We start from the raw sequence: 16,106 nt of genomic DNA on the forward strand, positions 1-16,106 counted from the left end.
TACGCGATTATAAACGAATTAGATGAATGAATGTTAACTAATCTGTGAGAAGCGAATCGGCAAAATCAAAGCAAGGGGTCAAGTTTTATTTTGAAAATTTGAGTAAGGCCCATCAAAATGGCTTCCAACAATTGTTCGCACTTTTTAACGATATTTTTCTAGCAACTTCGGGTGACCTTCAAAGCACCTTTCAGTGGTTTCAGGAAATTGATAAAAAATTTGGTCTGTTTAAACAAAACTATCGATTGGGCGACTTTATTGAGGACCTTCATAAGAAGGGACTTATCCTCAGAGACCCCAAGGACCCAAATATTCTGCTCCCAAGTTCAAAATTTGAAATAAGTCTTCGGGCCTCTGCTTTTCATAGCCTTTTTGGGAAACTAGCCAGAGGCAAATCTGGAAAACATGTCAGTAAAAAATCAGGGAAAGGCGATGAAAGTAATAATGAATTAAAGCCTTTTGAGTTTGGTGATTCTTTCGCACAAGTCCAAGCAACTGAATCTATTAAAAATGCATTTATAAGGAATAGGTCATTAGATCTGATTTTAAATGAATCTGATCTCGCGGTCAACGAGACCCATAAAAATGTTTCTTGTTGTACGGTCCTCATGATCGATATTTCACACTCCATGGTGCTCTATGGAGAAGATCGCATTACACCAGCTAAAAAAGTTGCATTGGCACTTACACAGTTGATTAAACTCCATTATCCGAATGATCAACTGCATATCGTTGTATTTGGTGATGATGCCTGGTCAATATCTGTATCTGAAATCCCTTACCTCGAAGTAGGACCTTATCACACTAATACAGTAGAAGGATTAAATCTGGCAATAAGCTTGCTCAATAAGTCAAGATGTCCAAATAAAAACATCATGATGATTACCGATGGAAAACCAAGTTGCATCAAACGGGGCAAAGAATATTATAAAAATCCTTATGGATTAGACCCTTACATCATTCAACGAACGCTTTCGATGGCTCGAAAATGCCGCAAATTGCACATTGATATCACCACGTTTATGTTGACCTCCGATCCGTATTTAGTAGACTTTGTGGAGCGTTTTTCAAAAGAAGCCAATGGAAAAGCAATGTACACGCAACTTGATAATTTGGGAAATCAAATATTAGTACATTATCAAAATAATCGCAAAAAAACATCGGACAGATGAAAATGACTACACTAGGAGCATTAAAAAAATCTTCATATACGATTTTGCCAATACGTGAAGAAATAAAGAAAAATCTTAAATTGAAATTAAGCCAGGGTCAAAACTTATTTGAAGGGATCTATGGTTATGAAACAACGGTCATACCGGATATAGAACGTGCCTTATTAAGTGGTCATAATATACTATTCCTTGGATTGCGCGGCCAGGCAAAAACGCGTTTGGCAAGATTGATGATGGAATTATTGGACGAATACACTCCAATCATTGAAGGAAGTGAAATTAATGATCATCCCTACTTTCCCATCAGCAAATACGCTAAAGAATTATTATTAAAAATGGGCGATAAAACACCGATTCAATGGATTCATCGAACAGAACGATATGTAGAAAAACTTGCAACGCCAGATGTGTCTATTGCTGACTTAATTGGGGATCTCGATCCAATCAAAGCACTGCATCAAAAAACGGGATTTGATAACGAATATTCCATACATTATGGTCTGATACCAAGATCCAACCGTTCCATTTTTGCAATCAATGAATTGCCTGATTTGCAGGCTCGCATTCAAGTTTCGCTGCTGAATATACTAGAAGAGAATGATATTCAAATTAGAGGCTTCAAACTAAAGTTGCCATTGGACATCTTTTTTGTTTTTACTGCAAACCCAGAAGATTATACACAGAGAGGTAATATTATTACACCTTTAAAAGATAGAATTGAAAGTCAAATATTGACCCACTATCCTGAAGACATTAATGTAGCCCTGAGAATTACAAACAGCGAAGCCAAATTGAGCGAACAACAAAGGACACAAATTAAAATTCCAATTTTATTACAGCACATCGTCGAACAAATCGCCTTTTCTGCCCGAGAAAGTGAGTTGGTTGATGAAAAAAGCGGCGTGTCTGCAAGAATGAGTATAGCAGCAAGAGAATTATTATACAGCGCCGTTGAAAGGCGAATGTTGATCAATAAAGAGAAAACAGCCCTTGCCAGATTGTCAGATCTCTTGTCGATTGTGCCTGCCTTAACTGGTAAAATGGAATTGGTTTTTGAAGGCGAACAATTGGGAGCTTATGATGTAGCCCTCACCCTGATAAATGACGCCATCCAAAAACAAATCGCTCAGCATTTTCCGAAAGTCAATGATTTGAAGAAAAAAATAAACCCGAAATTTCTAGATACCTATCATTGGTTTGCAAAAGGAAATGAAATTATTATTGATTCAGATGCATCATCGGCTCAATACAAAGCCACTTTGCTTAAAGTACCCGGCACAGAAGATTTAACCCATACTTTCGATAAATCTGAAAAATTATTCGGTATCGAATGTCTGCTCCATCATGTTGCATCTGCAAATGCCATTCAGAAAGATTGGCTTGATAATCGAATTATTTTTAAAGACCAATTGGCAAGTATGCTAAATGATCTGAACATAGAATCAAATTAGTTAAGTATTACTTTAAACACACAAACCATTTTCTGGCAAAGCCAAATGGCACTTTGGCGACTTTTTTGATTAAGATAACGGGTGAAAAGCCACACTGGTCGGTTAACGCTTGCATTCCTTTTGAGATTAGCTATCTTTGCCCAACAATCAATAAAATTATAAACACGTGGTAATTGCAATATTTTTAGGAGTCAGTTATGTATTGCTCAGTTTAAGTCTTAGAAACATATTTTTAAAAGCCGGCGAAGACCCACAAAAAGCTTTAATTCCAGGAATTAATTTTGGAATATGGTGTAAAATCATAGGTCACAATCCGAGGCATGCATGGTGGTTACTGTTCCCAATAGTCAATATTTTCATTTTTGCAGCCATGTGTATAGATCTTGTGAAATCATTTGGAAAAATGAGTTTTGGAGATTCCGTTTTGGCTGTAGTTTATCCACCACTGGCATTTGGGCTGATTGGTAAGGATGATAAAATAAAGTATGTAGAGCCCGCATATTTAAAAGAAAAAGAATTTCTTCAACAAATGCATTTGGCGCATAAGAAAAAAGACTATGCGCAAATCACTAAACTGAAAGCAAGTAATAAATACGTAAGAGGCACTTTAAGAGAATGGGCGGAGTCCATCATTTTTGCAGTGTTTGCTGCTACATTTATACGAATGTTTCTTATTGAAGCCTATGTCATACCAACTCCTTCAATGGAAGGCACTTTAAAAGTTGGTGATTTTTTATTTGTTAGCAAAGCGCACTACGGCATCAGGACACCTATGACGATTATGATGTTGCCTTTATTGCATAATCGAATACCAAAACTGGAAATGGAATCTTATATTACAAAACCAAGTTTATCATATCATCGTTTACCTGCCATCACTACAGTGAAACGCAATGATCCTTTTGTCTTTAATTGGCCCGTTGGCGACAGTGTATATGTAACCCCTACCCGATCTTGGACCCATTTTCAAACGCTGACACAAGCAGATGCTGCCCGAGAATGCAAAGGACTCGATTTAATTGTCCGGCCTTTAGATAAAAAGATCATTATATTAAAAGATGTGTTGGAGTTGGAGGCGACACACTGCAAATAAAAGATCGCATTTTGTATGTCAATGGTGTAGAAGCACTACATCCAGCTCATTTGCAATTTCTCTATCAGGTAAGTTCTACTCAAACTAGCATTAATAGGAAAAAACTGGATTCATGGGGTATTAATGTTTTTGATGAATATTCAAAAGCAGGATATTACTTTTTAGATGAGGCTCAAGTTGCTAAAGTAAAATCTCTTGGCCAGGACGTCACCATTACTCCTTTTAATAATCAGGATACAAAAGTGTTTCCCCACGATCCCGAATTTTTTCCAAATTGGTCATTCGATAATTATGGACCCATATGGATCCCTGCAAAAGGAACTACCATCACGATATCTCGTGCCAATATCGCTTTGTATTCAAGAATTATTTCTGTTTATGAACAGAATACATTAGAATTGAAAGAGAATCGGATTTATATAAACGGTCAGGAAACTACCACCTATACTTTTCAACAAGATTATTACTGGGCCATGGGAGATAACAGACATAATTCAGAAGACTCCCGTGCATGGGGCTTTGTGCCTTTTGATCATGTTGTAGGCAAACCTCTATTTATTTGGTTCAGCTTAAAAAATGGAAGTTTTAGCAATGGTATTAACTGGGATCGAATATTTACTTCTACCAACAAAATGGATTGATCAAGTTTCGGCATTTCTTTTTATTTCGATTTTTGTAACTTACTTCATGGTTCTAAAAAACGGTATAGTTGTGCCTTTATTTAAGAATTTTCAGATCATGATTTGAGCTACAATATATCCCGATCCCACTTGATCGAATTGTAGTCCTATAATAGAATAAAACTCTTTAGGAAACATGCTGGATCCAGTTAAAACTAACAATTGTTTTTTTTTTGCAGAATCATTTGTCCCAACAAACATTTTTGTGAATAAATAACAGAACAGGCCCAAAGTTCGTTCATTACTCATGCTGATGGAACAAGGTTTAATTTTGCCGGAATTGCTTCCGATGGGCAATTCCAGAATCGTTTCTTTGGTACCCTCCTTGAGCTGGTATATACAAGATTTAATTGATCATGAAGGTTTAATTGGAGTTACAAAATTCTGCACGCCTCAAGCTCACAAAAGTTTACCCAAACACATGATAGGTGGTACAAAAACGCCAGATTTAAAAAAAATCATAGATCTCAAACCGGATCTTATCCTAGCTAATAAAGAAGAAAATAACAAAAAAGATGTAGAACACTTAGCACTACACGCTCCGGTTTATGTGTCATCAGTAAGTGATTTAAATGAAATGTACCAAATGATGCTAGAAATCGGTATCATGGTAAACCTTCCCAGAGCACAATTTTGGATTCAACGGATAAAAGAACTTGAACTAGACTTGAAGTCTATTGTCCGGACTTCTGATAAAATTCAGATTTGTTATCTTATCTGGCGCAAACCATATATGACCGTCGGTGGTGACACTTTTATACATCATATACTTGAAATGGCTGGCTTTGAAAATGTATTTAAGAACAGGACCAGATATCCGGAAATAAGTCTTACAGAAATTCAAAACGCAGGTACCCAAATAACATTTTTGTCATCTGAACCTTATCCATTCAAACCAAGCAATATAGCTGAATTTGCACCCTTAAGAGCCGAACTTGTTGATGGTAAAATGTTTTCGTGGTATGGAAGTTATATGGAAAAAAGTTTTTCGTACCTTAAGGCCTTAAATTTTTAAAATAGTTAAACACTATGAGTATTCAAGCCCTTAGATCCCAATTGCTCTTGTTCATCTTGATGTTTGTAAGTTTGATCGCAGTGAGTCAAAAAATATTCACTGTTCAATTAAAAGCTGGTTTCGATTCACAAGTGCAGTCCTTATTAGAAAGTCAGGATTCGCCGGTTGATTCCTACGAATTTTTGAATCCGGAAAAGTTCCTTTTAAATTTGAGTTTTAAAACGGTCTACTCGGATAAAGCTATTTTGAATTGGTTAAACAAACAATTCTTTATTGAAAACTTTCAAAAAGTTAGCACACTTCAACAGAGGGCTTGTGTTCCCAACGACAGCGCATATTTTGCGCAATACAATATGGGTCTCATGCGATTTGATGAAGTTTGGTGTTTTAAAAATTCAGGAATAAATCCCTTGGGGGACACCTTGGTTGTCGGAGTTATTGATTTCGGATTTGATTTTACCTTGGCTGACCTTCATCCCAATATATTTAGAAATAATCTCGAAATTCCCGATAACGGAATTGATGATGATCAAAATGGGTATAAAGATGATTACTATGGTTTAAACGCTCGCATTATGCCAGAAAGTGATAATCATTTTAAGGAATCACATGGTACACAAGTCATCTCTGTTGTTGGAGCTCAAGGAAATAATAAACAGGCCATAACCGGTACTAATCAAAACATTAAAATGCTATTATGCTCTGCAGTTACTTCGGATCAACTGCTTAAATGTTATTACTATTTTATTAAAATGAAAAGGGATTATATTAATTCCGGAGGTAAAAAAGGTGCATATATTGTTAGTAGTAATTTATCAGCCGGATTTGACAGGCAATTTCCTGATGATTTACCACTCGTTTGCCAGGTGTATGACAGTTTGGGAAAAGTAGGAATTTTAAATGTGGTTGCTACGATTAATGACAACGACGATATTGCAGTTGTTGGTGATATCCCTGGTTTATGCCCATCAGACCATTTAATCACAGTGACCAACACAAATAGGTTTGACCAAAAGGTGTTTGAAGCCGGATATAATTCAGTACATGTCGACCTAGGTGCCTGTGGCGAAGAGATCCTTATGTTAAATTTGGACGGAAAGTTATCCGAGGAGTCCGGTTGTTCCTTTTCAAGCCCGCACGTGGCCGGCGCAGTTTCTGTGTTGTATCAATTCTGTCCTAAAATCAATATTTTAAATAAAACTCAAGCAGAGTTCGCATCATTACTCATGAAATCATTTATTCTTTCCAATGGTGATGATTTAGTTAGTTTAAAAGGAATTACAAGTACGGGCAAGAGATTAAATGTGCTAAAATCTCTTGAAAAACTCAACAGTTATTGTACCAATGATAGCATACTAACACCTGAAATCGGCCTAAATCCAAGCCTGGGCAGTGGCGTATTTACCCTTAATTTTAATCCTGTAAAATTTGGAGATTACCATGTTCTCATCTTCAATTCTTTAGGCCAGGAATTGTATCGAAAAAGAATCAAATTCAATCCGGATACCCCTTTAAAATTTGATTTAGAGTTAACTCATTGGTCTACAGGCATATATCATATGTTAATAGAAGGTGAAGGTCTTAAATTTGCAGAGAGTTTCTTGAAACTTTAGCATTAAATATTGAACAAACTTTTATAATTTTGCGCTCTATTTTGAATAGGGCTCCGTAGCTCAATTGAATAGAGCACCTGACTACGGATCAGGAGGTTTAAGGTTTGAATCCTTACGGAGTCACCATTGATTAACAAGATTTAAGATAAACGTATGTCTAAAGTATGTGATTTAACAGGTGTAAGACCCCAATATGGGAATAACGTCTCACACTCTAACCGAAAAACGCGAAGAAGATTTAATCCTAATCTTCAGAAAAAGTCGTTTTATGTTCCTGAAACGGGAGAATGGATTCAATTAAAAATTACAGCCAAGGCGCTTAGAACCGTAGATAAACTTGGCTTATATGCTTATATTAAAAAATTAGCGAAAAAAGCTTAAAACCAGAAATATGGCTAAGAAGTCAAAAGGCAACAGACAGCAAATCATACTTGAGTGTACCGAACACAAAAACAGTGGTTTACCGGGCACCTCCAGATATGTCAGTGAGAAAAACAAAAAAAATACTCCTGATCGGATTGAATTAAAAAAATACAATCCTATATTGAAAAAGTATACCGTTCACAAAGAAATTAAGTAATTATGGCTAAAGTATCGAAAAACGCCCGTGTTGCTCAGAGAGCAGCGAATGCAGGTTCCGGAAGGGATCACGTTAAGGTAATCAAATCTATCAAAGACCCGGTTACCGGTAAATACACTTATAAAGAAATGATCGTTCACAAAGACAAAGTGAAAGAGTTCTTCGAACAATCAAAATAAGATATCCACAAAATTTATTTCAATAAGAGAAGCTTTCAATTAAGGGGGCTTCTTTTTTTATTTATAGCATCGGCAAATGGGATTTTTTGATAGATTTTTCAATAAAGACAGAGAACAGGAACTCCAAAAGGGACTTCATAAAACAAAAGAAGGCTTATTAAGTAAATTGGCTAAGACGCTGGTTGGTAAGAGCAAAATTGATGAAAACTTCCTGGATGAATTGGAATCAATACTCATAGGTTCAGATGTTGGTTTGGAAACGACGGTCAAGATTATTAAGCGACTTGAAGCACGGGTCGAAAAAGACAAGTATTTTCAATACGATGAAGTTGTTGAATTGTTGAAGGAAGAAATTTCGAATCTATTGACCGAAAATACGACCGAAGATCTCGAGGATTATTATACAGGAAGCACAAACCCGCATGTTATTCTAGTAGTTGGGGTAAATGGTGTAGGAAAAACAACATCCATCGGAAAACTAGCCTATCAACTTAGGAAACTCAATAAAACGGTATTAATTGCTGCTGGAGATACTTTTCGGGCTGCAGCTGAAGATCAATTAAAAATCTGGTCTGAAAGAGTTGGCTGTCATTTTTTTAGCAAAGGCATGGGAGCAGACCCTTCGGCAGTTGCATTTGAAGCTTGTCAATATGCAGTCCAACACAAAATTGATATTGCCATTATCGATACAGCCGGAAGGTTACATACCAAAATAAATTTGATGGCAGAGCTTTCAAAAATGAACAGGAGTATTTCAAAATCTATACCCGGTGCTCCTCATGAAGTATTATTGGTTTTAGATGCGACCACCGGACAAAATGCAATTGAGCAATGTAAACAATTCAGCAAGAGTGCCGAACTCACGGGTTTGATTCTTACTAAACTCGATGGTACTGCAAAAGGTGGAGTGGCTTTGGGAATATCAGATCAATTCCATATACCCATTAAATACATTGGAGTTGGTGAAGGCATAGAACAGATGCAAGTCTTCAATAAAAGAGCGTTTGTTGAATCTCTTTTCTCAAAAACGCAAGTTCTTCAGGGCTAAAAAAGAACTCATCAAGTGTTAAAGTTCCTCTTTTTATAGGTTTTCCCTTTATTATTGTATTCAAGAATCAAATCAAATGAAAAATCCACTTTCACGGAAATGGTATTTACTTTCCAGCATCGTAATAGGCGTATTTCTTTTATCAAATTCCGGTAATCCGCCGGATGGCAATACCGGAGCCCCTTTTGATGGCATTTGCTCAAATTGTCATGGTGGCGGAAGTTTTCAGGGCAATGTTACAATTGATGGCATTCCAAGCATGATTGATCCTAATACGACGTATCCGGTTACCGTAACGATTGATGTGACCAGTGGCTCTCCATCAAGAGCTGGTTTTCAGCTTGTTGCAGTGAATCAATCCAATCAGAATGTGGGCAATCTAAGCAGCGTAAACGGTGAAACAGGAACTTCTTTCTCAGGGGGAAGAGAGTATATTGACCAAAGAGGCGCTAAGACTATATCCGGCAATACCGTCAGCTGGGATATTGAATGGAGATCTCCTAATGGACCAAATGGTACAACTGTAAATTTTTATTTTGCAGGAAACATGGTAAATAATAATAACTCATCTAGTGGAGATGCTGTCATTAATTCTGTTTTCTCGGGAACAATTGTTGGAGGTGGGGATCCTTTGATCGCTTCTATAAGCTCTAAAACAAATGTGAGTTGTTTTGGAGAAGCTGATGGCACAGCAACAGCCAATGCCACAGGTGGTAATCCTCCATATACCTATGAATGGTCTAATGGTAGCACCGACAATCCCGTAACAGGACTTTCAGCAGGCAACTATATCGTTACTGTGACCGACAATGCCTCCAGCACAGCAACTGCAAGCACCAACATTACCCAACCTACCCTACTAACAAGTATTGCACAGGTCACCAAACATGTGACTTGCCCCGGAGGTAGAGATGGCAGTGTTATGGTCAACGCATTCGGTGGTACCCCACCCTATACTTTTGTCTACTCCTCTGGTTCTTCGAATAATTTAAGTGCCGGCATGTATGGATACACTGTTTCCGATTCTAAAAATTGCCAAAGCAGTGGCAACTTTGAGATTCTGCAACCTGAAAATTATACCATTGAAGAATTACAGTTTAAAAATCCCTTTTGCCCGAACGATTCTTCGGGCGCCATACAAGTGTTAGTTTCTGGTGCAACTCCACCTTATAAATACAAATGGAGCTCCGGCGAAACAACAGCAAATATTTTAAATAAACCTGTGGGAAGTTATACCATAACTATAACTGATTCCAAAAATTGTGGCACTTTCAAATCATATTTGCTCAGCAGTACAGATACTATTGCACCCATGCTTGTCGGAAAAAACGGAACGGTCTATTTGAATCAAGCAGGAATTGCAGTTATTCAAGCGAAAGATTATATAAATATTTTAATCGATAATTGCGATTCTTTGCCAAGCTTAGAAATTAATTTAGACAGTTTGAATTGCTTGAATGTGGGAACAAGAGATTATTATTTAACTGCAGAGGATAAATTTGGAAATAAATCTTATGACACTATTCAAATAACGATCAACGATACGATTAAACCTGTAATCAATCATTGGGCTGATACTTCATTCAGTTATTGTAATATTATGGTACCCGCATTTAATGCAAATGATGCTTGCGGAATCCTTAAATTTGAACAGACTGGAGGACCTAAAGCTGGTGAAATATTTCCAATAGGCCTCAGTGTCCTGACGTATCGTGCCGAAGATGCTAACAATAATTTTACGACAGCTGAAGTAAAAGTAAATATCAGCAATCCCATCCAACTAAGTCTTGATACAAGTTATTTCGAAAAATGTTATGGTGACCATGCATCATTTACGCTTTCCATTAAAAATACCAACCATTCGCGCTTACTTTTTATTGAACAAGCCGATACGTTACAAATTTTATCAGATACTATTTTGACTGTTGTCACAGACAGACCAGATTCCCTTAAGATATTGATATTGGATACAACAAATTGCCAACTTAAACTTGATACAGGCCTCGTTTATCCGGATAGTTTGTTTGCCATCGATTCTGTTATTATAACAGATCGAATAGAAATTCAGGCCGGCAGTATAACGATGTATCCAAACAACTATGATTCGATTGAAATTATTGATGTACAAGGCAATATTGTAAACAAATCAGGTAAAGATTTAGATGCCGGTGTTTATTATGTAAAAGTCTACTTCGAAGGATGCATATATATCTATGGACCTTATGCGATTAAACTGATCATTGCAGATGATAAATCTTATATAAATCCTGTGGTTATAAAACCAAATCCATTCACTTCAGTGATCAGCATTAGCGGATTCATCAATGGTGAGAAACATGATATTGAACTTTACAATTTTCAGGGAAATAAGATCCTGAATTATCAAAGTCAGGATATTGGTGCAAGATTGGACTTCAGTGAAATTGCATCGGGACCATATTATTTACTCATCAAAACCGGTAACTCGGTGCAAAGTTTTAAGATATTTAAACTGTGATAAGATTCAGAAACTGAATTTTATTCATCTAACTTAAGGACATCAAGAAATGCTTTTTGTGGAACATCGATTGTTCCAATTTGCCGCATTTTCTTCTTACCTTCTTTTTGTTTTTCAAGCAATTTCCGTTTACGGGATATATCGCCGCCATAACATTTAGCGGTAACATCTTTACGCATGGCGCTGATGGTTTCTCGTGCAATAATTTTTCCTCCAATAGCGGCCTGGATGGCGATCACAAACTGGTGCTTAGGCAAAATTTCTTTTAGCTTGGAACACATTCTTCGACCCACAGATTCTGCTTTGCTGCGGTGCACCAATGCTGTCAGCGCATCCACATTATCCCCGTTGAGTTTAATATCCAATTTCACGAGATCCGATTTCCGGTAATTCAAGGGATGGTAATCAAATGAGGCATAACCTCGGGTAGAAGATTTTAGACGATCGTAAAAAATCAAAAACAATTTCAGCAAGTGGCATTTCAAACATCAATTCTACGCGATCCGTAGTGAGGTAATGTTGTTTCGTTAAAATACCCCTTTTATCCATACATAGTTTTATAATAGCGCCAATATAATCGGGCTTTGTAATGATCTGCGCTGAAATATAAGGTTCTTCTACATACTCTAGAAAATTGGGTTCAGGTAAATCATTTGGTGTATTAATAATGAGAAATTCACCTCTCGTCGTTTGCGCATGATAAGAAACGTTTGGAACCGTGGTGATTACCTCCTGATTGAATTCTCTTGAAAGTCTTTCCTGAATAATTTCCAAATGCAGCATTCCCAAAAAACCACAGCGAAAACCAAATCCTAAAGCAAGTGAAGTTTCCGGTTCATAAATTAATGACGAATCATTGAGCTGTAATTTTTCCAGGCTATCCCGCAAATCCTCGAAATATTCATTCTCAACCGGATAAATACCTGCAAAGACCATAGGTTTTACTTCCTCGAATCCTTTGATTGCTTCAGAACAAGGGTTGGAAACTTTAGTTATGGTATCGCCAACTTTTACATCTTTAGCATCTTTAATACCAGTAATGATATATCCTACATCGCCGCATCCCAAATTTGGCTTGGGCAAAAGGGTCATCTTGAGAACACCAATTTCTTCTGCATCATAATCTTTTCCCGCATTATAAAACCTGATTTTATCTCCTTTTTGAATCACTCCATTCAAGATCCTGAAATAAATAATGATGCCCCGAAATGTGTTATAAACGGAGTCAAATATTAATGCTTGTAGGGGCCCATCAGGATTTCCTTTTGGAGGTGGAATTCGATCCACTATGGCTTTGAGTAATTCTTCGATCCCTTGTCCCGTTTTACCGCTGGCCAAAACGATATCTGATTTGTCGCAACCAATCAAGTCAATAATTTGGTCACTCACTTGATCTATCATGGCACTTTCCATATCAATCTTATTCAGAATTGGTATGATCTCCAAATTATGTTCAATGGCCATATACAAATTTGATATGGTTTGAGCCTGGATGCCCTGGGTAGCATCGACGAGCAGCAGTGCGCCTTCACAAGCTGCGATAGACCTCGAGACCTCATAAGAAAAGTCTACGTGTCCGGGAGTATCTATTAAGTTTAAAGTATATTTCTTACCATCAGTATGATCATACTGTAGTTGAATTGCATGTGCTTTGATCGTAATCCCTCTTTCCCGCTCAAGATCCATATCGTCAAGCGCCTGGTTTTGCATATCCCTTGAAGAAATGGTTTTAGTAAACTCCAATAGGCGATCAGAAAGGGTGCTCTTTCCATGATCGATATGGGCAATAACACAAAAATTTCGGATGTGGTCCATAATTTAAAAACTGCGCGAAATTACCTGATTATTTGCTGGCTTGCTCGAGAATTCAGGAAAAAATCTTTAATTTATATCCCCAATTTTAACTAAAACGCTTTGATTAGCAAGTATTAACGCTTTGTTTGCGTTTTCTATATGAACTAAAGCAGCATATTACCGAAGTATTCGTTACATTTAAAGTAGAATTTATGAGAAGTTACCTGTTTTTAATAGTCGTGATCTTACTAAATGCTTGTTCAAAGCCCGAGGAAAATTATATAAAGATTCCTTCTGAGTTTTATGCAATCATACAGGAGGAAGTCTTGCCAGGTGGAACCCGACAATTATTTTTAGAATTAAGCTCTATTACTTCTCAATATTGTCAATCAGATTCATTGGTTTACCACTCCACTGTAAATGCCAATGAAATACAAATTGAAGTATTGGATTCCTATAAAGCGAATGATTGTTTCCAAAAGCAGTTTCCGCTTAAGAGTCGCATTGCGCTCCCCACTTTTACTGATACTTTAAATATCCTCATTGAACTCGGAAATGCAAGTCTCATCAAAGCACAGATTTATTCTGCACCCAAAGAGTACTTAATGACTATTTCAGAAGGCCAGGGACTTCAACTCAAATATCCTCAAACTTATAAAATACCAAATAATCTCGTTTGGGGATTCGTATATCCTATCGGATCCGATCCGACGAATGAAATCATGTTGCAAAATTTCATCAAAGACCTTGAATTTGATTGTTATACCAATTGGTTACCCAAAGGGTATTATTCATATTTCGACATCAAGGACAACAATACTGTTGTTCTAACATATAATCCAGGCTTTGTCGGTAGTTATCGAAATTTTTATTACACTCATAAATGGTCTGATCTTGAAATGCAAAATTTCTTTCAAAATCTATCGACCAAATACAGCAACTTGATAGGCTACAATGTCATTTCCGGCAATGGATTTCATTTTAGCTCACACTAAAAATAGTCTTTTTCATAAATTGCAATTTTACTTCCTCATCATAATTCGGCAGGCAAGTATATTTGACCTTATTTTAATCCAAGGCAAATGAAGGCTCCACTTATCAATCTCATTAGCGACACCATTACCCAGCCCAGCATAGAAATGTTAAAATTTATGATGGCTGCTAAAACAGGCGATGATGTATTTAGGGAAGACCCGAGTGTTAATAAATTAGAAGAAATACTTTCTGCAACTTTTGGCATGGAAGCTGGACTGTTTTGTCCTTCAGGAACCATGGCTAATCAAATAGCCATCAAAGCTCATACGAAACCTTTAGATGAAATGATTTGTGAAGTCAACAGCCATGTTTATCAATTTGAAGTAGGCGGTTATGCTTTTCACAGTGGAATTGCAGTGACTCCAATAATATCAAAAAATGGTAAATTAGATGTGGAACTCATTCAATCCAATATTCGTCCAAATTTTGATTGGTTTCCAAATACACAATTAGTGGTATTAGAAAACACCGGAAACAGAGCTGGAGGAAATTATTATACACTTGAAGAAATCAAAAACATATCCCTTTTCTGCAAAGAACAGAACTTAAAACTCCATATGGATGGGGCTAGAATTTTTAATGCTATTATTGAAAGTAATTATACAACGGCTGAACTAGGCGCTTACTTTGATTCCATATCGATTTGTTTGTCGAAAGGCCTTGGGGCACCTGTAGGGTCTGTATTGATTGGATCCGCAACATTTATTTCAATTGCACGTAAAATTCGGAAAGTGATGGGTGGTGGTATGCGACAATCAGGGCTTTTAGCAGCTGCCGGAATCTATGCCTTAGAAAACAATGCAAAACGGCTCAAGGAAGACCATATCAGAGCCAAGCAGATTGAAGCATGTTTACAAAAATGCGATTACGTTGCATCCATAAAACCAGTATATACAAACATTATCATTTTTGAACTCAAATCGGAATTACCCGCCCAAAAATTTCTTCAACAGTTAAAAGATCAAAATATTTTAGCGCATGCGTTTGGGCTTCATATGGTTCGATTTGTAACGCATCTAGATTTCACAGAAGAAATGTTAGACAGATTACTCCCAGTACTTAGAAATATTGAGGTATAATATTTTCACACCGCAATTGATAAAATTCTTACCTGGCAATATTTAGCAATCTGGTGTCTATAAGATTAACGAATACTGCAAATCTTATTAATTCAACTCAGGCTTCTGTTCAAAATTTTCATCACATTGCTAAAACCAAAATAACTTTGAAAGCTTCACTTAATTTAAAATCACAAACACATTAATAATTCCTTAGCATATAAAGCATATATCTTTCAACCATTATATTCAATATTTCTGCAAATCCAGAAATCTTGCTAATCTTGTCAATTCTGTCCTATTTACGCCGGTTTAATTCATCCCTGATGTGTGCAGCTTTTTCATAGTTTTCTTCCTCCAAAACCTTTTTGAGTAAGGACTCAAGATCTTGGGTACTATAGCTGTTAAAAGATTTCATGGGCTCTTCTTTTTTAACAGGCTTTTTAACCGTTTCTTCTTCTGTTTCATCAAGTACTACGCCGGCTGCATCCATGATAAATTCATAAGTAAATATTGGACACTCAAATCGGACAGCTAATGCTAATGCATCAGAAGTTCTGGAATCTATTTTTAAAATCTCACCATCCTTTTCGCAGATGAGTTCAGAGTAAAATATACCATCGACTAAATTGCTAATGATAATTTCTTTGATTTCAATACCAAAAGAAGACAGAGCATTTTTAAAAAGATCATGAGTCAAAGGTCTGTTTGGAGTCATCCTTTCCAGGACTACCGCAATCGCTTGTGCTTCATATCCACCAATAACAATTGGTAGTCGTCGGTTTCCCTCTAATTCTCCTAAAACAATCGCATAATTCTGTGATTGCGTCACACTATGTGACAAAGCTATAATTTCGAGTTCCAGTAATTTATTGTCCTGATTGGGCATTC

The 16,106-nt window shown here is 36.7% G+C and carries 12 protein-coding genes, 1 tRNA gene and 2 pseudogenes; 13 read left to right on the plus strand and 2 right to left on the minus strand.

Annotated elements, in window-relative coordinates; genetic code table 11:
* Positions 1–98: 98 nt before the first annotated feature.
* The 11 genes and pseudogenes from IPM92_06905 to IPM92_06955 all read left to right on the plus strand — a co-directional run bounded on the left by IPM92_06905 (position 99) and on the right by IPM92_06955 (position 11,328).
* Positions 99–1,172 carry a hypothetical protein gene (locus IPM92_06905; protein ID MBK9108109.1) on the plus strand — a complete coding sequence of 358 codons (1,074 nt, stop codon included), beginning with the start codon at positions 99–101 and terminating at the stop codon, positions 1,170–1,172.
* Positions 1,169–2,623, plus strand: coding sequence for a magnesium chelatase (locus IPM92_06910; GenBank protein MBK9108110.1), 1,455 nt, complete (start codon positions 1,169–1,171; stop codon positions 2,621–2,623). Before IPM92_06905 ends, IPM92_06910 begins: the two co-directional genes overlap by 4 nt.
* A 172-nt stretch (positions 2,624–2,795) precedes the next feature.
* Positions 2,796–4,357: pseudogene (gene lepB / locus IPM92_06915) on the plus strand (signal peptidase I).
* Positions 4,358–4,649: 292 nt separating this feature from the next.
* Positions 4,650–5,411, plus strand: a complete 762-nt coding sequence (locus tag IPM92_06920; GenBank protein MBK9108111.1) for an ABC transporter substrate-binding protein — start codon at positions 4,650–4,652, stop codon at positions 5,409–5,411.
* Positions 5,412–5,425: 14 nt separating this feature from the next.
* Positions 5,426–7,024, plus strand: coding sequence for a S8 family serine peptidase (locus IPM92_06925; GenBank protein MBK9108112.1), 1,599 nt, complete (start codon positions 5,426–5,428; stop codon positions 7,022–7,024).
* A gap of 49 nt (positions 7,025–7,073) precedes the next feature.
* Positions 7,074–7,150 (plus strand) — tRNA-Arg (locus tag IPM92_06930).
* A 27-nt stretch (positions 7,151–7,177) separates the two neighbouring features.
* Positions 7,178–7,405, plus strand: coding sequence for a 50S ribosomal protein L28 (gene rpmB, locus IPM92_06935; protein ID MBK9108113.1), 228 nt, complete (start codon positions 7,178–7,180; stop codon positions 7,403–7,405).
* Between the two features lie 10 nt (positions 7,406–7,415).
* On the plus strand, positions 7,416–7,604 hold the full coding sequence (rpmG, locus tag IPM92_06940) for a 50S ribosomal protein L33 (protein MBK9108114.1): 189 nt from the start codon (positions 7,416–7,418) through the stop codon (positions 7,602–7,604).
* A gap of 2 nt (positions 7,605–7,606) precedes the next feature.
* Complete coding sequence (locus tag IPM92_06945) at positions 7,607–7,783, plus strand: DUF4295 family protein (GenBank protein ID MBK9108115.1); 177 nt, start codon at positions 7,607–7,609, stop codon at positions 7,781–7,783.
* Positions 7,784–7,859: 76 nt separating this feature from the next.
* Complete coding sequence (gene ftsY, locus IPM92_06950; GenBank protein MBK9108116.1) at positions 7,860–8,831, plus strand: signal recognition particle-docking protein FtsY; 972 nt, start codon at positions 7,860–7,862, stop codon at positions 8,829–8,831.
* A 76-nt stretch (positions 8,832–8,907) separates the two neighbouring features.
* Positions 8,908–11,328 (plus strand): T9SS type A sorting domain-containing protein, encoded by a 2,421-nt coding sequence (locus tag IPM92_06955; GenBank protein MBK9108117.1) that lies wholly within the window; start codon positions 8,908–8,910, stop codon positions 11,326–11,328.
* Positions 11,329–11,348: 20 nt separating this feature from the next.
* On the opposite strand, the pseudogene lepA reads toward IPM92_06955, so the two are convergent.
* A pseudogene (gene lepA, locus IPM92_06960) lies at positions 11,349–13,143 on the minus strand (elongation factor 4).
* A gap of 125 nt (positions 13,144–13,268) precedes the next feature.
* On the opposite strand from lepA, the gene IPM92_06965 reads away from it, so the two are divergent.
* Positions 13,269–14,117 carry a hypothetical protein gene (locus IPM92_06965; GenBank protein MBK9108118.1) on the plus strand — a complete coding sequence of 283 codons (849 nt, stop codon included), beginning with the start codon at positions 13,269–13,271 and terminating at the stop codon, positions 14,115–14,117.
* A gap of 87 nt (positions 14,118–14,204) precedes the next feature.
* Positions 14,205–15,236: an aminotransferase class I/II-fold pyridoxal phosphate-dependent enzyme gene (locus IPM92_06970; protein MBK9108119.1), complete on the plus strand. Its 1,032-nt coding sequence runs from the start codon at positions 14,205–14,207 to the stop codon at positions 15,234–15,236.
* A gap of 277 nt (positions 15,237–15,513) precedes the next feature.
* Here IPM92_06970 and IPM92_06975 read toward each other — a convergent pair whose 3' ends face one another.
* Entirely contained in the window at positions 15,514–16,104 is a 591-nt protein-coding gene (locus IPM92_06975) for a bifunctional nuclease family protein (GenBank protein MBK9108120.1), read from the minus strand.
* Positions 16,105–16,106: the final 2 nt, after the last annotated feature.

It is taken from the genome of Saprospiraceae bacterium (assembly GCA_016719615.1).
GTDB lineage: Bacteria > Bacteroidota > Bacteroidia > Chitinophagales > Saprospiraceae > Vicinibacter.